16 protein-coding genes and 1 riboswitch are annotated in these 19,432 nt (G+C 72.1%); of the genes, 6 read left to right on the forward strand and 10 right to left on the reverse strand.

Annotated elements, in window-relative coordinates:
- Positions 1-51: 51 nt before the first annotated feature.
- Both mnmA and ACZ3YO_RS08100 read right to left on the reverse strand, forming a co-directional pair.
- Positions 52-1,188 (reverse strand): tRNA 2-thiouridine(34) synthase MnmA, encoded by a 1,137-nt coding sequence (gene mnmA / locus ACZ3YO_RS08095; RefSeq protein ID WP_465566392.1) that lies wholly within the window; start codon positions 1,186-1,188, stop codon positions 52-54.
- Positions 1,189-1,233: 45 nt separating this feature from the next.
- Positions 1,234-2,421: a cysteine desulfurase family protein gene (locus tag ACZ3YO_RS08100; RefSeq protein ID WP_465566394.1), complete on the reverse strand. Its 1,188-nt coding sequence runs from the start codon at positions 2,419-2,421 to the stop codon at positions 1,234-1,236.
- Between the two features lie 207 nt (positions 2,422-2,628).
- Here ACZ3YO_RS08100 and ACZ3YO_RS08105 point away from each other — a divergent pair, with 207 nt between their 5' ends.
- On the forward strand, positions 2,629-3,384 hold the full coding sequence (locus ACZ3YO_RS08105; RefSeq protein ID WP_465566397.1) for an IclR family transcriptional regulator: 756 nt from the start codon (positions 2,629-2,631) through the stop codon (positions 3,382-3,384).
- Here ACZ3YO_RS08105 and ACZ3YO_RS08110 read toward each other — a convergent pair.
- The 8 genes from ACZ3YO_RS08110 to ACZ3YO_RS08145 all read right to left on the reverse strand — a co-directional run bounded on the left by ACZ3YO_RS08110 (position 3,320) and on the right by ACZ3YO_RS08145 (position 12,643).
- Positions 3,320-3,979, reverse strand: coding sequence for a trimeric intracellular cation channel family protein (locus ACZ3YO_RS08110; RefSeq protein WP_396320921.1), 660 nt, complete (start codon positions 3,977-3,979; stop codon positions 3,320-3,322). The two genes, ACZ3YO_RS08105 and ACZ3YO_RS08110, sit on opposite strands and share 65 nt — an antisense overlap.
- 185 nt (positions 3,980-4,164) lie before the next feature.
- Positions 4,165-5,229 (reverse strand): ABC transporter ATP-binding protein, encoded by a 1,065-nt coding sequence (locus ACZ3YO_RS08115; protein WP_465566401.1) that lies wholly within the window; start codon positions 5,227-5,229, stop codon positions 4,165-4,167.
- Between the two features lie 34 nt (positions 5,230-5,263).
- Positions 5,264-6,331 (reverse strand): ABC transporter ATP-binding protein, encoded by a 1,068-nt coding sequence (locus ACZ3YO_RS08120; protein ID WP_465566404.1) that lies wholly within the window; start codon positions 6,329-6,331, stop codon positions 5,264-5,266.
- Positions 6,328-7,338 carry an ABC transporter permease gene (locus ACZ3YO_RS08125; RefSeq protein WP_396320918.1) on the reverse strand — a complete coding sequence of 337 codons (1,011 nt, stop codon included), beginning with the start codon at positions 7,336-7,338 and terminating at the stop codon, positions 6,328-6,330. Before ACZ3YO_RS08125 ends, ACZ3YO_RS08120 begins: the two co-directional genes overlap by 4 nt.
- Positions 7,339-7,436: 98 nt before the next feature.
- The gene (locus ACZ3YO_RS08130) at positions 7,437-9,206 is read right to left on the reverse strand and encodes an ABC transporter substrate-binding protein (protein WP_396320917.1); all 1,770 of its coding nucleotides are present in this window, start codon (positions 9,204-9,206) and stop codon (positions 7,437-7,439) included.
- Positions 9,207-9,260: 54 nt separating this feature from the next.
- A complete protein-coding gene (locus ACZ3YO_RS08135) occupies positions 9,261-10,250 on the reverse strand; it encodes an ABC transporter permease (RefSeq protein ID WP_396320916.1) in 990 nt (329 codons plus the stop codon).
- Between the two features lie 471 nt (positions 10,251-10,721).
- A complete protein-coding gene (locus ACZ3YO_RS08140; protein ID WP_465546536.1) occupies positions 10,722-11,660 on the reverse strand; it encodes an enhanced serine sensitivity protein SseB C-terminal domain-containing protein in 939 nt (312 codons plus the stop codon).
- A 179-nt stretch (positions 11,661-11,839) separates the two neighbouring features.
- Positions 11,840-12,643 carry an enhanced serine sensitivity protein SseB gene (locus ACZ3YO_RS08145; RefSeq protein ID WP_465566409.1) on the reverse strand — a complete coding sequence of 268 codons (804 nt, stop codon included), beginning with the start codon at positions 12,641-12,643 and terminating at the stop codon, positions 11,840-11,842.
- A 149-nt stretch (positions 12,644-12,792) separates the two neighbouring features.
- Positions 12,793-12,899, forward strand: a riboswitch (glycine riboswitch).
- A gap of 232 nt (positions 12,900-13,131) precedes the next feature.
- Here ACZ3YO_RS08145 and gcvT point away from each other — a divergent pair.
- The 5 genes from gcvT to ACZ3YO_RS08170 all read left to right on the forward strand — a co-directional run bounded on the left by gcvT (position 13,132) and on the right by ACZ3YO_RS08170 (position 19,341).
- Positions 13,132-14,253 carry a glycine cleavage system aminomethyltransferase GcvT gene (gene gcvT, locus ACZ3YO_RS08150; protein WP_465566412.1) on the forward strand — a complete coding sequence of 374 codons (1,122 nt, stop codon included), beginning with the start codon at positions 13,132-13,134 and terminating at the stop codon, positions 14,251-14,253.
- A 76-nt stretch (positions 14,254-14,329) separates the two neighbouring features.
- Positions 14,330-14,707 (forward strand): glycine cleavage system protein GcvH, encoded by a 378-nt coding sequence (gene gcvH, locus ACZ3YO_RS08155; RefSeq protein ID WP_396320912.1) that lies wholly within the window; start codon positions 14,330-14,332, stop codon positions 14,705-14,707.
- A 120-nt stretch (positions 14,708-14,827) separates the two neighbouring features.
- Positions 14,828-16,096, forward strand: a complete 1,269-nt coding sequence (glyA, locus tag ACZ3YO_RS08160; RefSeq protein ID WP_396320911.1) for a serine hydroxymethyltransferase — start codon at positions 14,828-14,830, stop codon at positions 16,094-16,096.
- Positions 16,097-16,241: 145 nt separating this feature from the next.
- Positions 16,242-17,609, forward strand: a complete 1,368-nt coding sequence (locus ACZ3YO_RS08165) for an L-serine ammonia-lyase (protein WP_465566417.1) — start codon at positions 16,242-16,244, stop codon at positions 17,607-17,609.
- A 403-nt stretch (positions 17,610-18,012) separates the two neighbouring features.
- On the forward strand, positions 18,013-19,341 hold the full coding sequence (locus ACZ3YO_RS08170; protein ID WP_465566420.1) for a helix-turn-helix domain-containing protein: 1,329 nt from the start codon (positions 18,013-18,015) through the stop codon (positions 19,339-19,341).
- Positions 19,342-19,432 lie beyond the last annotated feature (91 nt).

The raw sequence follows: 19,432 nt of genomic DNA on the forward strand, positions 1-19,432 counted from the left end.
CGCGCTGGGGCTCGGCCGTCCGGTGCGGACGGCCGGGCCCCCGGAACCGGACTACGCGTTGACCGCCGGGCGCTCCGTCGTCGCGATGGTGGCGGAGCCGACGACGCGGGTGCCGTCGTAGAGCACCACCGCCTGGCCGGGGGCGATGCCGCGGACCGCGGAGTCGAGCTGGACCCGCAGTTCGCCGTCGACGACCGAAGCCGTCACCGGGACCTCCTCGCCGTGGGCGCGGAGTTGGGCGGTGTAGCGGCCGTCGGCGAGCGGCTCGGTGCCGCACCAGCGGGGGCGGATCGCGGTCAGCCCGGTCACGTCGAGGCCTTCGACGGGGCCGACGGTGACGGTGTTGTTCACCGGGGAGATGTCGAGGACGTAGCGCGGCTTGCCGTCCGCCGCCGGGCGGCCGATCCGCAGGCCCTTGCGCTGGCCGATGGTGAACCCGTAGGCGCCGTCGTGCTCGCCGACCTTGGTGCCGTCGGCGTCGAGGATGTCGCCGGTGGCGGTGCCGAGGTGCTTGGCCAGGAAGCCCTGGGTGTCGCCGTCGGCGATGAAGCAGATGTCGTGGCTGTCGGGCTTCTTCGCGACGGCGAGGCCGCGGCGCTCGGCCTCCTCCCGGATGACGTCCTTGGTGGTGTCGCCGAGCGGGAAGAGCGAGTGGGCGAGCTGGTCGGCGTCGAGCACGCCGAGGACGTACGACTGGTCCTTGGCGGCGTCCACGGCGCGGTGGAGCTGGCGCTCGCCGGACGGCAGGTCGACGATCCGGGCGTAGTGGCCGGTGCAGACGGCGTCGAAGCCGAGGGCGATCGCCTTGTCGAGCAGTGCCGCGAACTTGATCTTCTCGTTGCAGCGCAGGCACGGGTTGGGCGTGCGGCCGGCGGCGTACTCGGCGACGAAGTCGTCGATGACGTCCTCGCGGAACCGCTCGGCGAGGTCCCACACGTAGAACGGGATGCCGATGACGTCGGCGGCGCGGCGGGCGTCGCGGGAGTCCTCGATGGTGCAGCAGCCGCGGGCGCCGGTGCGGAAGGACTGCGGGTTGGCCGACAGGGCCAGGTGCACGCCGGTCACCTCGTGGCCCGCTTCGGCGGCGCGGGCGGCGGCGACGGCGGAGTCCACCCCTCCGGACATCGCCGCGAGCACACGCAGGCGGCCAGTGGACGGGGCGGTCGGGGCACCGGGGAAGTCAGTCATGATGCCAACAAGAGTACGTGAGCCGCACCGGCGCTCGACCGGGATCTACCGGGCCCGGGCCGCCGCCGCGAGCCCCGCGTTGCGGGCCCGCTGGACGGCCGGGGCGATGGCCGCGGCCAGCGCGGAGACGTCCTCCCGGCTCGACGTGTGACCCAGCGAGAAGCGGAGCGACGCGCGGGCCAGCAGCGGGTCGACGCCCATCGCCAGCAGGACGTGGCTGGGCTGCGGGACGCCGGCGGAGCAGGCCGAGCCGGTGGAGCACTCGATGCCCTGGGCGTCGAGCAGCATCAGCAGCGCGTCGCCCTCGCAGCCGGGGAAGGAGAAGTGCGCGTTGGCGGGCAGCCGGCCCTCGGTGGCCGGGTCGCCGTTGAGGATCGCGTCGGGGACGGCGGCCAGCACCGAGGCGACCAGTTCGTCGCGGAGCGCACCCAGCACGACGGCGTGCTCGGCCCACCGTTCGGCTGCCAGGGCCGCCGCGGCCGCGAAGCCCGCGGCGGCGGGCGCGTCCAGCGTGCCGGAGCGGACGTCGCGCTCCTGGCCGCCGCCGTGCAGCAGCGGGACGGGGGTGGCGCCGCGGGAGAGCAGCAGGGCGCCGATGCCGTAGGGGCCGCCGATCTTGTGGCCGGTGACGGTGAGCGCGGTCAGCCCGGACTCGGCGAAGGAGACCGGGACCTGGCCGAGCGCCTGGACGGCGTCGGCGTGCATCGGGATGCCGTACTCGGCGGCCACGGCGGCGAGTTCGACGACGGGCTGGACGGTGCCGACCTCGTTGTTGGCCCACATCACGGTGACCAGCGCCACGGACGCCGGGTCGCGTTCGATCGCCTCGCGCAGCGCGGCCGGGTGCACCCGGCCGAGGCCGTCCACCGGCAGGTACTCGACGGTGGCGCCCTCGTGCTCGGAGAGCCAGTGCACGGCGTCCAGCACCGCGTGGTGCTCGACCGGGCTGCTGAGCACCCTGGTCCGGGCCGGGTCGGCGTCGCGGCGGGCCCAGTAGAGGCCCTTGACGGCGAGGTTGTCGGACTCGGTGCCGCCGCCGGTGAGGACGATCTCGCTGGGGCGCGCGCCCAGCGACTCGGCGAGCGACTCGCGGGCCTCCTCGACGACGCGGCGGGCCCGGCGGCCGGATGCGTGCAGGGAGGAGGCGTTGCCGACGACCCCGAGGTGTGCCGTCATCGCGGCGATCGCCTCGGGCAGCATCGGCGTGGTCGCCGCATGGTCCAGGTATGGCATAACCACACGATTGTAGAGGGCGGTCGGCCACCGCTCGGGCCACCGGTGCAATCCGGCCACCCGGCAGCGGTGACGGACCCCCCGGCCCGCCGGACACCCGCGTCCGGGGCCGGTTTGGCCGCCCGCCGGGGCGAGCGGTTAGCCTGGCGGCCCACCGCACAAGAGGCCGGACCGGACAGGGCCGCACGGGACAGGACTGGGGGCGCGATGTCGCAGTCGGTCGATCGCGCGCTCACCCTGCTCGGATCCCTCGGCGACGGCCCGGTGACCCTCGAACAGGCCGCGAACAGCATCGGCGTGCACAAGTCCACCGCGCTGCGGCTGCTGCGCACGCTGGAGGAGCACGGCTTCGTCCACCGCCAGTCCGACCGGCGCTACCGGCTCGGCGGCCGGCTCCTGTCGCTCGCCCACCGGGCGCTGGAGGAGATCGACGTCCGGCAGATCGCGGCGCCCTACCTGGCCGCTCTCAACCGGCGCTTCGGCGTGACCGTCCAGCTCGCCGTCCTGCAGGACGGCGAGGTGCTCTACCTGGACGAGGTGGCCGGCCGCTGGCACCCGGGGGCCGGCCGGGCGTCCCGCATCGGGCGGCGGGCCCCGGCGGCCGGTACCGCGATCGGCCGGGTGCTGCTGGCCGGACTGCCCGAGGACGGTATCCGCGAGGACGAGCTGCCGGCCGATCTGGCCAAGGTCCGCCGCCAGGGCTGGGCGGCGGAGTCGGCCGAGCACCGGGAGCCGGTGGCCTGCGTGGCCGCGCCGGTGGCGGGCAGTGCCGGGCGGCCGGTGGCCGCCTGCGCGGTGAGCGCCCCGACGTACGAGATGGCCCCGTTCGAGCTGGTCCGGCTACTGCCTGAGCTGCTCTGCACGGCCGAGGCGATCTCGCTGGCGTACGGGGGTTCGCCTACTCCTCGCTGGTGCGAGAACCGTTGCGGTGCCAGGCCCGCGGCGCACGCCAGCCGTACTTGAGGGCGAGCATCCTGAGCACGAAGGCGGTCAGCGCGGCGGCCGTGCCGGTGAACGCGGTGAGCCGGTCGAGGCCGATCAGCACCACCACCAGCGCGGAACCGACCAGCGCCGGCACGGCGTAGATCTCCCGGTCCCAGCGGAGCAGCGAGGGGATCTCACCGGCCAGCACGTCGCGCATCACGCCGCCGCCGGCGGCCGTCACCATGCCGAGAGCGACGGCGGCCACGGCGCCGAGGCCGTAGTCGTGGGCCTTGGCCGTGCCGGTGACGCAGAACAGGCCGAGGCCGAGCGCGTCGAGGGTCTGCACGGCGCGGTTGATCCGCTCGACCTCGGGGTGCAGGAAGAACACGACCAGACCGGCGATCAGCGGGGTGACGAAGTACCCGAGGTTGGTGAAGGCGGCTACCGGCGTGGCCCCGATGACGAGGTCGCGCATCACCCCGCCGCCGAGGGCGGTGACCTCCGCCAACACACAGATCCCGAAGATGTCCATGTTCTTGCGGACGGCGAGCAGCCCTCCGGAGAGGGCGAAGGCGAAGATGCCGATCAGGTCCAGCGACTGCTGGACGTCGGAGGGGAAGATCTGCGAGGTCACCGGACAACTATGGACCAGCGGAACCTTCCCCTCCGCATCGCGTCAGACGGAGGGAACGGACGTCACGCCGAGGCGGGCGTTCCGCCGGCGGCCCCGGACGGCGCGCTCTCCGGACGCCGCCGGCCGTTCCCCTCGCCCCTCTCGGGACCCCGCTAGTCGTTCCCCTCGCCCCGCTCGGGACCCCGCTAGTCGTTCCCCTCGCCCCGCTCGGGGAAGTGACACGCCACCTGGTGCCCGGTCTTGAGCGCGGCCAGCGGCGGCTCCTGGGTGGCGCAGATCTCCTGGGCCTTCCAGCAGCGGGTGCGGAACCGGCAGCCGGACGGCGGGTTGATCGGGGACGGCACGTCGCCCTTGAGCAGGATCCGCTCGCGCCCGCCCTGCTGCCGGCGGCGCGGGTCGGGCACCGGGACGGCGGACATCAGCGCGTTGGTGTAGGGGTGCATCGGGCTCGCGTAGAGCGAGTCCCGGTCGGCGATCTCGACGATCTTGCCGAGGTACATCACGGCGACCCGGTCGGAGACGTGCCGGACCACCGAGAGGTCGTGCGCGATGATCAGGTAGGTCAGGCCGAGCTCGCGCTGGAGGTCGTCCAGCAGGTTGACCACCTGCGCCTGGATGGAGACGTCGAGCGCGGAGACCGGCTCGTCGGCGACGACCATCTTGGGCCGCAGGGCGAGCGCCCGGGCGATGCCGATGCGCTGGCGCTGGCCGCCGGAGAACTCGTGCGGGTACCGGTTGTAGTGCTCGGGGCTGAGCCCGCACAGCTCCAGCAGCTCCTGGACGGCCTTCTTGACCCCGCCGGCCGGTTCGGCCTTCTGCAGCCTGAACGGTGCGCCGACGATGGTGCCGACGGTGTGCCGGGGGTTCAGCGAGGAGTACGGGTCCTGGAAGATCATCTGGATGTCGCGGCGCAGCGGCCGCATCGCACCCGTGCCCAGGTGGGTGATGTCGGTGCCCTCGAACTCGATCTTCCCGCCGGTGGGTTCGTCGAGCCGGGTGACGAGCCGCCCCATGGTCGACTTGCCGCAGCCGGACTCGCCGACCACACCGAGGGTCTCCCCCGCGTTGACGGTGAAGTCGATGCCGTCGACGGCCCGCACCGCACCGGTCTGGCGACGCAACAGCCCGCCGTGGATCGGGAAGTGCCGCGTCAGTCCGGTCACCCGGAGCAGCGGCTCGCGGTCGGGAGCGGGCGAGGGCGCCGGCACCTTGTTCGAAGGCGAGGGGGCTGCCGCCTGAGTCTCCGTCATCGGTTCTCTCCAGAATGGTGGTACGAAGCCGGGCTCACAGCCGGGGCGCGATCTCTTCGGTGAAGATGCGGTGCCGGTCGGCGGTGGCGAGGTGGCAGGCCGCGTGGTGCCCGGGCGCGGCCTCGGTCAGCACGGGGGTCTCACCGGCGGATCGGCCGTCGGTCAGCGCGGCATACGGGCAGCGCGGGTGGAAGGCGCAGCCGGTGGGCACGTTGATCAGGCTGGGCGGGGTGCCCTTGACCGGGACGAGCCGCTCCTGTAGCTCGCGGTCGAGGCGCGGCATCGAGCCCAGCAGGCCCCAGGTGTAGGGGTGTTCGGGCGCGTCGAAGAGGGTGTCGGCGGGGCCGCGCTCGACGCACTTACCGCCGTACATGACCAGGATGTCGTCGGCGAGTTCGGCGACCACCCCGAGGTCGTGGGTGATGATGATGACGGCCGAGCCGAACTCCTGCTGGAGGTCGCGGATGAGGTCCAGGATCTGCGCCTGGACGGTGACGTCCAGGGCGGTGGTGGGCTCGTCGGCGATCAGCAGCGAGGGGTCGTTGACCAGTGCCATGGCGATCATGGCGCGCTGGCGCATGCCGCCGGAGAACTGGTGCGGGTAGTCGTCGACGCGGCGGTCGGGCTGCGGGATGCCGACCCGGTCGAGCATCTCGACCGCGCGGGCCCGGGCCTGCTTCTTGGTGGCCTGCGGGTGGTGCACCCGGTAGGCCTCCACGATCTGCGCCCCGACCGTGTAGTACGGGTGCATCGCGGTCAGCGGGTCCTGGAAGATCATCGCCATCTCGCGGCCGCGCAGCTGCCGGACCCGCTCGGGGCCGGCCGCGATCAGGTCCTCGCCGTCGAGGCGGATCTCGCCGCTGATCCGGGCCCGCTTGGAGCGGTGCAGGCCCATGATGCCGAGCGAGGTGACGGACTTGCCGGAGCCGGACTCGCCGACGATGCCGAGGGTCCGGCCCTTGTGCAGGTCGAAGCTGACCCCGTCGACCGAGCGGACCAGGCCGTCGTCGGTGTCGAAGTGGATCCGCAGGTCCCGGACGGAGAGGAACGGGTCCCCCGTCGGGGCGGCCACGGGCGCCGGGGTCTTCTGGAGCTCGGTCACGACAGCCTCACCCGGGGGTCGACAGCGGCGTACAGGAGGTCAACCACGAGGTTGCAGAGAACGATGAAGAAGGCTGCGAGCAGGGTGACGCCGAGGATCTTCGGCAGGTCGTTGTCGGCGATCGCGGAGACCGCGAAGGCGCCGACGCCCTGGAGCGAGAAGACCTGCTCGGTGATGAGCGCACCGCCGAGCAGCAGGCCGAGGTCCATGCCGAAGATGGTGACGACCGGGGTGAGCGCGGAGCGCAGTCCGTGCTTGACGACGACCTTGCGCTCGACCAGGCCCTTGGCCCGGGCGGTGCGGATGTAGTCCTCGCTCATCGTCTCCAGCATGCCGGCGCGGGTGAGCCGGGCGTAGAGCGCGGAGTAGAGGAAGGCCAGCGAGATCCAGGGGAGGATCAGGTTGCGGGCCCACATCAGTGGGTCGTCGGTGAAGTTGACGTACTGCAGGTTGTCCAGGATCGGCCACTCGTAGCTGAAGAGCGTGAGCAGCAGCGCGCCGGTGAAGAAGACGGGCAGCGAGACGCCGGCCAGGGCGATGCCCATGGAGAGCCGGTCGAAGATCGAGCGCGGCTTGAGCGCGGAGATGACGCCGGTGGTGACGCCGGAGACCAGCCAGAGCACGGCCGCACCGACGGCCAGCGACAGCGTGATCGGGATGCGCTTGGTCAGCTCGGGCCAGACCTCCAGGTGGTTCTTGAAGGAGTAGCCGAAGCAGGGCACGTGGCAGGTGGCCGCGTCCGGGCCGAACTTGTACTCGGCCCCGGTGACCAGCGCCTTGAGGAAGCGCCCGTACTGGACGTAGATCGGCTGGTCGAAGCCGAGGTTCTTCTTGACCGCCGCGACCGCTTCGGGGGACGGGTTCTTCCCGATGTACTGCGTGGCCAGCTGGTCGGTCGTCTCGCCGGCCAGGCGCGGCAGCAGGAAGAAGATCGCGAAGGTGACCGCGCTGACCACCAGCAGCAGCACCACGGCCGCGAGCGTCCTGCGGAGGATGTAGGCAAACACAGTTGGGCGGCTCCGGCGGCCCGCCGCCGTCCGGGATCTTCCGGACGGCGGCGGGCGCCGCTGCCTTCACCTGCCTTCAGGGATGCGGAGCCAGGCTCTTACTTGGTCGTACCGATGTTCAGGTAGTCGTACTCACCCGAGAAGGCCGAGGTGGAGACGACGTTGGTGGCGGTGTCCGAGCGGTACAGGAACACCTTGAAGTAGGTCAGCGGGACGTAGACCGCGCTCTCCATGACCTTCTTGTCGATCTCCGCGTAGATCTTCTCGCGGGCCGCCTTGTCGGTGTTGACCGCGGCGTCGTCGATCAGCTTGTTGATCGCGGGGTCGTTCAGCGAGGCCAGGTTGTTGTTACCGGCCTCCTTGATGGCGCGGCCGTCGACGATCTGCTGCAGGAAGCCGTAGCCGGTCGGCCAGTCGGCGCCCCACTGCATCATCATCAGGCCGATGTTCTTCTCCTTGTTCTTCGCCGGCACGCCGACGTTGTCGGAGAGGTACTTGCCCTGCGGGAACTGCTGGATCTCGGCGTTGATGCCGACCTTCTTCAGCGCGGCCTGGATCGAGGTCGCGGCGGCGATCTCGGTGGCGCGCTCGGTGCGGGCGCTGAGCACGGTGGAGAAGCCGTCCGGCTTGCCGCAGGCCTTGAGGGCCTCCTTGGCCTTGGCCTCGTCGCCCTTGTTGTCCTTGGTCTCGTACAGGTTGATGTCCTGGTGGCCCGGGATGTCCGCCGGGAGCACCGAGTTGGCGATCTGGCCGCGGATCGGGCCGCCGATCGCGGTCTGCACCGAGACCTTGTCGATCGCGTACTGGACGGCCTTGCGGCAGTCGACGTTGTCGAACGGCGCGACGTGGCTGTCGATCGCGGTGTAGACCAGGCGGCCGCCGTACGCGTTGTCGGTCTTGGCCTTGAGCTTCGGGTTCTGCAGGATCTGCGCCTGGGTCTGCGGGTCGACGCCGCCGCCGACGAGGTCCACCTGGGCGTTGCCGGCCAGCAGGTCCTTGTCGATGGTGGACTGCTCGATGTTCATCTTGAGCACGATCTTGTCCGCGAGCTGCTTGCGGATCGTGTCGCTGCCCTGGTCCCAGCTGGTGTTCGGCACCAGCGTGAGCTGCTTGCCGTCCTCGTAGGACTCGAACTTGTAGGAGCCCGAGGCGAGCGGGTGCTTCACGTAGTCGGCGCCCTTGTCCTTGTCCTTCGGGACGGGGACGGTCTGCGGGGCGGAGACCAGGTAGTCGAAGTCCGCGAAGGCGTGCTTCAGGTGGAAGACGACGGTCTGGTCGTCCGGCGTCTCGATCGACTTCAGGTCACCCGACGGGTCCTTGTAGGGGCCCTCGTACGGGGTCGGGTTGTCGACCAGCAACTCCTTGAAGTACGTCGGGCCGTTGGAGAACACGTCCGGCGCGAAGTTGGAGCGCTCCACCGCGTACTTGACGTCCTTGGACGTGATCGCGCTGCCGTCCTCGTACTTCAGGCCGGCGCGCAGCTTGTACGTCCAGGTCAGGCCGTCCGCGCTGGGCTGGCCCATGGACTCGGCGAGGTCCGGGACGAGCTTGTTGCCCTCGTCGCCGGGGCCAGGCGCGAAGGTGGTCAGCGGACGCCCGTACAGGCGCGAGAAGTTGTAGATGTAGGCGTAGTACGTGTTGCCCGGGTCCAGGGAGTCCGGGGTGCCCTTCATCTCGTAGGTGACCGTCCCGCCCTTCTTGTCCGAGGCGTTGACGACCCCCTTGGTGGCCGCGTCGGCGCCGCCGCCGGAGGCGGCGGAGGACGAGTTGCTGTCCCCGCTCTTGGAGGAACCGGAGGAACATCCGGTGACGACCAGGACAGCGGCGGCGGCCACTGCGGTCAGCGCGACGGTACGGGACCTACGCATGGTGGGATCAACCCCTTGAGGAGTGGTGGCGGATCGGAGGGTCCTGACCGGAGGTCAGTTGCTCTTGGGATCGAGGGCGTCACGCAGCCCGTCGCCGAGCAGGTTGAAGGCGAGCACCGTGAGGAAGATCGCCATACCGGGGACCACCATGTACTGGGGGTCCACCTGGTAGTACTTGATCGCGTCGTTGAGCATCCCGCCCCAGGAGGCCTGCGGGGCCTGGATGCCGACACCGAGGAAGCTGAGGCCCGCCTCGAAGAGGATGTTGGTCGGGATCAGCAGGGTCGAGTAGACCAGGATCGGACCGACCAGGTTGGGCAGCAGCTCCTTGAACAGGATGAACGGCCCGCGGGCGCCCAGGCTGCGGGCGGCGTAGACGAACTCGCGCTCGCGCAGCGAGAGGGTCTGGCCGCGCACGATCCGGCCCATGTAGGGCCAGTTGAAGAAGCCGATCACGAAGATCAGCACGATGATGTGCAGCGGGAGGCCGTGCAGGCCGAACGCGCCGCCCTGGAGCGAGGCGGAGATCGCGATGGCGAAGAGCAGCAGCGGGAAGGCGAGGAAGACGTCCATCACCCGGCTGATCAGGTTGTCGACCCAGCCTCCGTAGTAACCGGCCATCACGCCGAGCACGGTGCCGATGGTGTTGGAGAGCAGGGTCGCCCCGAAGGCGACGAGCAGCGAGACCCAGGAGCCCTCGATGACGCGGGCGAGCAGGTCACGTCCCTGGAGCGGGTCCACGCCGAGCGGGTGGTCCGCGCTCATGCCGCCCCAGTCCCCGAACGGCAGGCCGCCGAGGTTGGCGTCCAGGAGGTCCTGGTTGAGCGCGTCGGGGTCCAGGCCGAAGACCGACTCGATCGGCTTGGCCAGCACGGCGAGCAGGATGAGCAGGATCACCACGACGCCGCCGGCGACGGCGGCCTTGTCCCGCTTGAAGCGGGTCCAGGCGATCTGGCCGAGCGAGCGGCCCTCGATCTTCTTGGCCGGGCTCGCGGCGGCGTCTGCCTCCGGAGTGTTCCCGGCGGTCTTGATGGGTGCGGTCATGGTCAGTTCGGTCCCCTCGCCGACGGTGGCCGGCCCACGGGTGCCGGTCGCCGGGATCGGCGGTACGGCTGGTGCGGACGTGCGGAGGTGCGGACGTGCGGAGGTACAGGGCGGTGTTCGCAGCGGTACGACGTGCGGTTCTGCGTGCTCGGGTACTGCTGCCGCGCGGGATGGGCATCGCGTGGATCAAGCTGTCCGCCTGCGCGTTCGCCTTTGTGAGGCGCCAACCACGCGCGGTGCGTTTGCAGAACTCTCTGCCATCCGAACTGGCTTGCGCCAGCCCTGACAACCGACAGATGCCCAACTGTGATCTGCGGACATGCACCTCCCGATCTTCGGCATACCGGTCTTCACACAGCTGTAACAGTCATGTCAAGATGCCTGCCAGCGCGAACGGGAAGTTCGTCCGGAAAACGCCGAAACCGGTCCGACGGATCGTCAGACCGGTTTCGTTGATCGGCGTTTACCGCGTCAGCGGGTGGGGTAGCCGGGCCACGGCTGCTGCGGTGGCGGCTGGCCCTGCCAGCCCGGACCGGGCGGCTGGGTGCCGTAGCCGTACCCCGGCCCCGCCTGCGAGGCGTACGGCGGCGGGGGCACCGGCGGGTAGGGCCCGGTCGGCGGCCGGCCCTGGGCGCCCGCCTCGCGGTCGTAGAACGGCCGGGCGTTGGCCCGCATCCAGAGCGCCACCGGGTCGTACTCGTCCCCCATCGCCACCGTGGAGACGGCCAGCCCCTCCGGCGCGACCGCGATCGCCCGCTGCATCAGCGCCCGGACGGCCTCCACGGTGGGCGGCGAACTCTCGTACAGCTCAAGACCGATGGCCAGGTACGGTTCGCCCACGGAGGGCTGCACCCAGGCCCGGCGCAGCGCCTTGACCGCCCGCACCTCGCCCGCCTGGCGCTCCAGCAGCGCGAAGAACTGCTGGGCCGGCACCTGCGGTTCGCTCAGCTTCAGCGGCCCGGCCGGCAGCCGGTCCAGGCCGGCCGCGATCCGCCGGAGGTCCGCCCAGGGCACGCCGACCCCGCCGCCGGGGGCGTGCGGGTTCAGCCAGAGGCCCCAGCGCGTCCGGTACAGCGAGGCGGCGATCTCGCGCCCCGAGATCACCTCGTGCGCCCGCGCCCAGCCGGACGCCGCAAGCTGCTCGGGCGAGGTGACCGCCGGCGCGTAGCCGTGGCCGCTGATCTCCATGTTCCCGTACTGGGCATCCGGGCTGCCCGGCGTCCCGTGCCAGAGCAGCATCAGCACCTGGCCCTCGGCCAGGGCGTGCAGCAGCGCCTCGTACGCCTCCCAGCGTTCCGGCGCGACCTCGCGCAGCGCGTGCTCCAGCGCTCTCGGATCCGCGCCGGGGCGCCCGGCGGGTGCCTGGCCCCAGGGCCCCGGTGCACCGCCCGCTACCGCTCCCGCACTCATGCGCCCACCTCGCTGCGCCTCTTCTTCTCTCACCTGCCGCCGGCCCGACGGGTGTCTGCACGCACCCTATGGGGCGCCACCGACCACCGCCACGCCGACGTGCCTGCCGTGAGCCCCTCCGGCCCGATGGCGGGCTGCCCGACGGCGGGCGGGGAGGGGCACGTCGCTTTCGCGGCGGGTCACATCCGTGTGTAGAACGGCTGGACCCGGTTGAGCAACCACTCGACCACGGGGTCCTCCGCGAGGTCGAGCAGCACGAGGTGGACGCCACCGGGCAGCGGCGCGGTTCCCAGCGCCCGGCCGAGCGCCTCGTTCACGGCGGCCGGTTCGGCCGGGGCCAGCTGGTCCAGCTGGACGCCGACGAACATCACGGTGGGCTCGCCCTCGACACTGGCCAGCGCCCGCCGCGCGGTCACCACACCGGGCAGCGCCGACAGTTCGTTCCGGCAGGCGGCCAGGAAGGCCTCCGGGTCCTCGCCCGGCACCGGCTCGCGCAGCGCCACCCGGCCGCCGGACGGCGCGTCCGGGCCCCCCGCGGCCTCCCAGCGGTCCTCGCGCGGCCCGCGCCGCAGCTCGGCCACGCCCTGCGGCGGCACCGGGATGCCGACCGGGGCCTCCGGATTCACCGCGATGCCCACGCCCAGCGGCAGCCCGCGGGCGAACTCCCAGACCGGCGCGACGGCGAACGCCATCCCCGGCGCCTGCTGGAGGAACACCTCCTGCGAGGAGAAGACCGGCACGTACGGGTCGCCGGCCAGCTCGACGGTGGGCAGGTCCAGCGCCTGCCCCTGCGGATCGGCGCCGACCGGCAGCGGGATCCACACGCGGCTGCGGGCCAGCACCTCGAACACCCGCGGGGTCGCGCCCGGATCACCGAGCGCGGCGGTGAGCACCTGCTCCAGCTCGTTGGCCGGCCATCCACCGCCGGGCGGCGCCGGCTCCGCGCCGCCCCACCCCTGCTGCTGCTCCACCGGGTACCCCATGCGCCCCTTGTACCGCCTCACTGGCTCGTCGACGCGTGCAGCCTAGCGGGCCGTCCGGGGCCCCTCTCCCGCACGGGCGCCGGACGTGCCATGATGTGCGCGGCTCCGCGTTCTCGCACGGGCCGCCCCCTAACTCCATACCGGCCGCTCGAACCCGCGCGGGAGAGTCCGGAGTGCCGCCGACAGGCGGCCGAGCCGGCGCCGAAGGAGCAAGTCCTCCCCGGAATCTCTCAGGCACCCCTACCGCACGGATTAGGCACATCTGGAAAGCGGCGCACGGCCCGGTCGCGCGCCCACCCACGGTGCAAGCCGCCATGCTGTCCTGTTAGCTGTAAGAGCTGCGGGCCCGCGTGCGGTGAAGCTCTCAGGTACGACGACAGATGGGGAGACCCAGCCGCCGCATGCCCGCGCGCAGGCCAGGTCCCTCACCGAGCGGGACCGGTCCGGCGTGCGCACCCCTGAGTGCCCAGACCGAGGAGTTCCAGGCCATGTCGTCCCTCCGCCTCACCGCGCTCGACGCGCTGCACCGCGCCCTCGGCGCGACCATGACCGACTTCGCCGGCTGGGACATGCCGCTGCGATACGGCAGCGAGCGCGAGGAGCACCTCGCCGTCCGCACCAAGGCCGGTCTCTTCGACCTCTCCCACATGGGCGAGATCACCATCACCGGCCCGCAGGCCGGCGAGATGCTGGACCACGCGCTGGTCGGGTTCGTCTCCGCGCTGGGCGTCCTGCGCGCCCGCTACACCATGATCTGCGCCGAGGACGGCGGCATCCTGGACGACCTGATCGTCTACCGCCTGCGCGAGGACGCCTTCCTGGTCGTCGCCAACGCCTCCAACGCCCAGCTGGTCCTCGACGAGCTGATCGCCCGCGCCAAGGGCTACGGCGCCGTCGTCACCGACGACCGCGACACCTACGCGCTGATCGCCGTCCAGGGCCCGGAGGCCACCGCGATCCTCACCGCCACCACCGACGCCGACCTGCCCGGCCTGAAGTACTACGCGATCCTCCCGGCCCAGGTGGCCGGCCGCGACGTGCTGCTCGCCCGCACCGGCTACACCGGCGAGGACGGCTTCGAGATCTTCTGCAACCCGGGCGACGCCGAGCAGATCTGGCAGGCGCTGACCGAGGCCGGCTCCGACCGCGGGCTCGTCCCCTGCGGCCTGTCCTGCCGCGACACGCTGCGCCTGGAGGCCGGCATGCCGCTGTACGGGCACGAGCTCTCCACCGACCTGACCCCGTTCGACGCCGGCCTCGGCCGGGTGGTCCGCTTCGACAAGACCACCAACGAGGGCGCGTTCGTCGGCCGCAAGGCGCTGGAGAAGGCCGCCGCCGAGGCCGAGGCCAACCCGCCGCGGGTGCTCGTCGGCCTGGTCTCCGAGGGCAAGCGGGTGCCGCGCGCCGAGTACACCGTGGTCTCCGCCGACGGCGCCCCGATCGGCCGCATCACCTCCGGCGCGCCCTCCCCCACCCTGGGCAAGCCGATCGCGATCGCCTACGTGGACGCGGCGCACGCCACCCCCGGCACCACCGTCGCCGTGGACGTGCGCGGCAAGCACGAGCCGGTCCAGGTCGTGGCGCTGCCCTTCTACAAGCGCGCCCGCTGACCGTTCGCCCTCCCGAGGCATGCCCGGCCGCCGGGCCGCTTCGTCGTACCCGCTTCCCATCCTGGAGAATGACGCCATGAGCAACCCCCAGCACCTGCAGTACACCAAGGAGCACGAGTGGCTGACCGCCGCCGAGGACGGTGTCTCCACGGTCGGCATCACCGCCCACGCGGCCGATGCCCTCGGTGACATCGTCTACGTGCAGCTGCCCGAGGTCGGCGAGACCGTGACCGCCGGTGAGACCTGTGGCGAGCTCGAGTCCACCAAGTCGGTCAGCGACCTGTACTCGCCGGTGACCGGTGAGATCACCGAGGTCAACCAGGACGTCCTGGACGACAACTCGCTGGTCAACAGCGCCCCCTTCGAGGGTGGCTGGCTGTTCAAGGTGCGCGTCGAGTCGACCGACGAGCTGCTGAGCGCCGCCGAGTACGACGCCCTCACCAACCCGGCCTGAGCCACCCGCCGGGGCGGCCGCAGCGCGGCGGCCGCCCCGCCCTCCCGTCGCCCGCCGCCACCCTTCCGAGGGCGCGCCACGCGCGGCACCTCCTTCTCTCCTCTCCGGGAAGACCACACCATGACGGTTCTCAACCAGTCCCTGCACTCGCTCGACCCCGAGATCGCGGCCGCGGTCGACGCCGAGCTGCACCGCCAGCAGACCACCCTGGAAATGATCGCCTCCGAGAACTTCGCCCCGGTGGCGGTCATGGAGGCCCAGGGCTCGGTGCTGACCAACAAGTACGCCGAGGGCTACCCCGGGCGCCGTTACTACGGCGGCTGCGAGCACGTCGACGTGGTCGAGCAGATCGCGATCGACCGGATCAAGGCCCTGTTCGGCGCCGAGCACGCCAACGTCCAGCCGCACTCCGGCGCGCAGGCCAACGCCGCCGCGATGTTCGCGCTGATCCAGCCGGGTGACACCATCCTGGGCCTGAGCCTGGCCCACGGCGGTCACCTGACCCACGGCATGAAGATCAACTTCTCCGGCAAGCTCTACAACGTGGCCGCGTACCACGTCGACGACAAGACCGGCCAGGTCGACATGGCCGAGGTCGAGCGCCTCGCCAAGGAGCACCAGCCGAAGCTGATCATCGCCGGCTGGTCCGCCTACCCGCGCCAGCTCGACTTCGCCGAGTTCCGCCGCATCGCCGACGAGGTCGGCGCCCTGCTGATGGTCGACATGGCGCACTTCGCCGGCCTGGTCGCCGCGGGCCTGCACCCCAACCCGGTGCCGTACGCGGACGTGGTCACCACCACCACCCACAAGACCCTGGGCGGCCCGCGCGGCGGCGTCATCCTCTCCAAGGCCGAGTGGGCCAAGAAGATCAACTCCGCGGTCTTCCCCGGCCAGCAGGGCGGCCCGCTGGAGCACGTCATCGCCGGCAAGGCCGTCGCCTTCAAGGTCGCCGCCTCGGAGGAGTTCAAGGAGCGCCAGCAGCGCACCCTGGACGGCGCCCGGATCCTCGCCGAGCGTCTGCTCCAGGCAGACGTCGCCGAGGCCGGTGCCTCCGTGCTCTCCGGCGGCACCGACGTCCACCTCGTCCTGGTCGACCTGCGCAACAGCCAGCTCGACGGCCAGCAGGCCGAGGACCGCCTCCACGAGGTCGGCATCACGGTCAACCGCAACGCCATCCCGAACGACCCGCGCCCGCCGATGGTCACCTCCGGCCTGCGGATCGGTACCCCGGCCCTCGCCACCCGCGGCTTCCAGGCCGAGGACTTCCGCGAGGTCGCCGACATCATCGCCGAGGCGCTCAAGCCCGCCTTCGACGAGACCGTCGCCGCCGCGCTGAAGGCCCGGGTCACCGCCCTCGCCGACAAGTACCCGCTGTACCCGAACCTGTAATTCAGTCGTAGGTGACCGGCCTCACCCCGCCGGGCCACCTGGGATTCCGGGGCACCGCGCACACTGGACAGTGCGCGCGGTGCCCCGTTCCGTGCCGGCACCCCGCCTGCTTGTCCTTCCACGAGACCAGACAAGGACGTCCTCCGTGGCCATCAGCGTCTTCGACCTCTTCTCCATCGGCATCGGCCCGTCGAGCTCCCACACCGTCGGCCCGATGCGCGCCGCCCGGATGTTCGCCCGCCGCCTGAAGTCCGAGGGCCTGCTGACGGACGTGGCGGGCGTGCGCGCCGAGCTGTTCGGCTCGCTGGGCGCCACCGGCCACGGCCACGGCACCCCCAAGGCCGTCCTGCTGGGCCTGGAGAACAACTCCCCGCGCACCGTCGACGTCGACCAGGCCGACGCGGACGTCGAGCGGATCACCACCGAGAAGCGGCTCAACCTGCTCGGCAGCCACGCCATCGCCTTCGACCCCGACAGCCAGCTGATCCTGCACCGCCGCCGCTCGCTGCCGTACCACGCCAACGGCATGACCCTCTGGGCCTTCGCCGCCGACGGCTCCCCGCTGCTGGAGAAGACGTACTACTCGGTCGGCGGCGGCTTCGTCGTCGACGAGGACGCGATCGGCGCCGACCGGGTCAAGCCCGACGACACCGCGCTGAAGTACCCCTTCCGCACCGGCGACGAACTGCTCCGGCTCAGCCGGGAGACCGGCCTCTCCATCTCCGGCCTGATGCTGGAGAACGAGAAGGCCTGGCGGACGGAGGAGGAGATCCGGGCCGGTCTGCTGGAGATCTGGCGGGTCATGCAGGAGTGCGTCCGGGCCGGCATGTCCCGCGAGGGCATCCTCCCCGGCGGCCTCAAGGTCCGCCGCCGCGCCGCCTCCGGCGCCCGCGCCCTGCGCGCCGAGGGCATCGGCCCGGCCAACGCGATGGAGTGGGTCACCCTCTACGCGATGGCCGTCAACGAGGAGAACGCCTCCGGCCGCCGCGTCGTCACCGCGCCGACCAACGGCGCGGCCGGCATCATCCCCGCCGTCCTGCACTACTACCTGAACTTCATCCCCGGCGCCGACGAGGAGGGCATCGTCCGCTTCCTCCTCGCCGCCGGTGCGATCGGCATGCTCTTCAAGGAGAACGCCTCCATCTCCGGCGCCGAGGTCGGCTGCCAGGGCGAGGTCGGCTCCGCCTGCTCGATGGCGGCCGGCGGCCTCGCCGAGGTCCTCGGCGGCACCCCCGAGCAGGTCGAGAACGCCGCCGAGATCGGCATCGAGCACAACCTGGGCCTCACCTGCGACCCGGTCGGCGGCCTGGTCCAGATCCCGTGCATCGAGCGCAACGGCATGGCCTCTGTGAAGGCCGTCACCGCGGCCCGGATGGCGCTGCGCGGCGACGGCCGCCACCACGTCTCCCTCGACAAGGCGATCAAGACCATGAAGGAGACCGGCGCGGACATGAAGATCAAGTACAAGGAGACGTCCCGCGGCGGCCTCGCCGTCAATGTCATCGAGTGCTGATCCCGCCGCGGTAGGCCCGAGCCCCCGGAACGCGACCGTTCCGGGGGCTCTGCCGTTTGCCGGTCACCACGCCGTTCACGCGGCGGCCGGCCGGGCGGCGACCGCCGGCAGACCGGCGGCGGCGAACGGGATGCTCATGTGACGTCGCTTGGGCGTACGCATGCGGAGGGACTCGCTTTCGCTGGGGGATGACGGGCGGGAATCACTGCGGGACCACTGCTGAGGGGCGCTTGCGGCACCGCGCCGTCGAGGGACGGGCCGCCGCCGCACCGCAGACTGGCTCCCGGTCCGTCCCGGCCGCCAGCCCTGCCGGGCGGTTCGGGACGCCGGAACGCCGACAGGTACCGTGAGCTGCGGATTCGGGGGAGCCTGGAACGCCGTACCGGGACGAGGGGATGCGAACATGAGCGTGGAGACCGAGGAATTCGCGGCGATGCTGCGCGAGCTGAAGGACCGCTCTGGCCGCAGTTACGGCACGCTCGCGGCCCGGCTGCACGTCAGCACCTCGACGCTGCACCGGTACTGCAACGGCGTCGCCGTCCCCACCGAGTACGCGCCGGTTGAGCGGCTCGCGCGGGTCTGCGGGGCGGGCGCCGACGAACTGGTCGAGCTGCACCGCCGCTGGATCCTGGCGGACGCGGCCCGCCGCCGGGAGCCGTCCGGCCCGCCCGCCCCCGCGGCCGGGCCCGCTACCGAACCGGCCCGCGCGGCGGCCCCCGCGCCGGAGCCGGCACCGCACCCGGCCCCGGAAGCCGAGCCCGCGCCGGAACCGGAACCGCAGTCTCAGCCTCAGCCGGCCGACGACCGGCGACGCCGTCGGCTGCCGGACACCCGGATCCTGCTGAGCGCCGCCGCCGTGGCCGTCGTCGCCGTGGCCGCGATCCCGGTCCTCGATCTGGCGGGCCGCACCGACACCCCGCTCGCGAGCCGCCGGCCTCCGGCCGCCACCGCCTCCTCCCCCGCCGCCACTCCCCCGGCCACCGAGCCGGCGCCCGCCACCCCGGCCGCACCCGCCCCGGCCGCCCCGGCCCCGGCCACCGCCACCGCCACCGCCACCGCCACCGCCACCGCCACCGGGCCGGCCTCGTCGACGCCCGAGGACGACGCACCGCCCTTCCACGTCAACGTCCTGACGGACAACTGGGGCAACCGCTGCGGCCAGTGGTTCCTGACCCCCCGCGCCCCGCGCGCCGTGGCCGCACCCCCATCGAACCAGCGGACGGAGAGCTGGGCCGCCGACCAGCAGGCCCTCCCCGGCGGGCATCTGCGGCTGCAGCTGACGGCGCAGGGCGAGAACGCCAAGCCCGTCGTCCTGAGCGCCCTCTACGTGGAGGTGGTCAGCACCCGGCCGGCCCCGAAGGGGAACGCCTACACCCTGGATTCCGGCTGCGGCGGCGAGATCACCCCGTCGGCCTTCGCCGTCGACCTGGACTCCGCTGCCCCGCGCCCGGTGCCCGTCCCGGCGCTGGAGGGCGCCGTCAAGGGCAGGACCTCCAACTTCCCCTACTCGGTGTCGGCCACCGATCCGCAGGTGCTGAACATCGACGCCCGCACCACCTCCCAGGACGTCAGCTGGAACCTCGTCCTGGCCTGGAGCAGCGGCGACCGCCACGGCACCCTCCCCGTCAACGACCACGGCAAGCCCTTCCGCACCGTCGGCCTGAAGGGCGCGCCGGGGTACTTCTACAAGGACGAGCACACCGGCTGGGTCCCCACCGCCGTCGACGAGTGACCGGCTGATCAGCGGCTGCGCTGCCGCGGGCCCGGCCCTCCGGGGCACGACGAAGGCCGGCACCCCCGGGGAGGGGGTGCCGGCCTTCGGG

The organism is Kitasatospora sp. NPDC022785, from assembly GCF_055561295.1.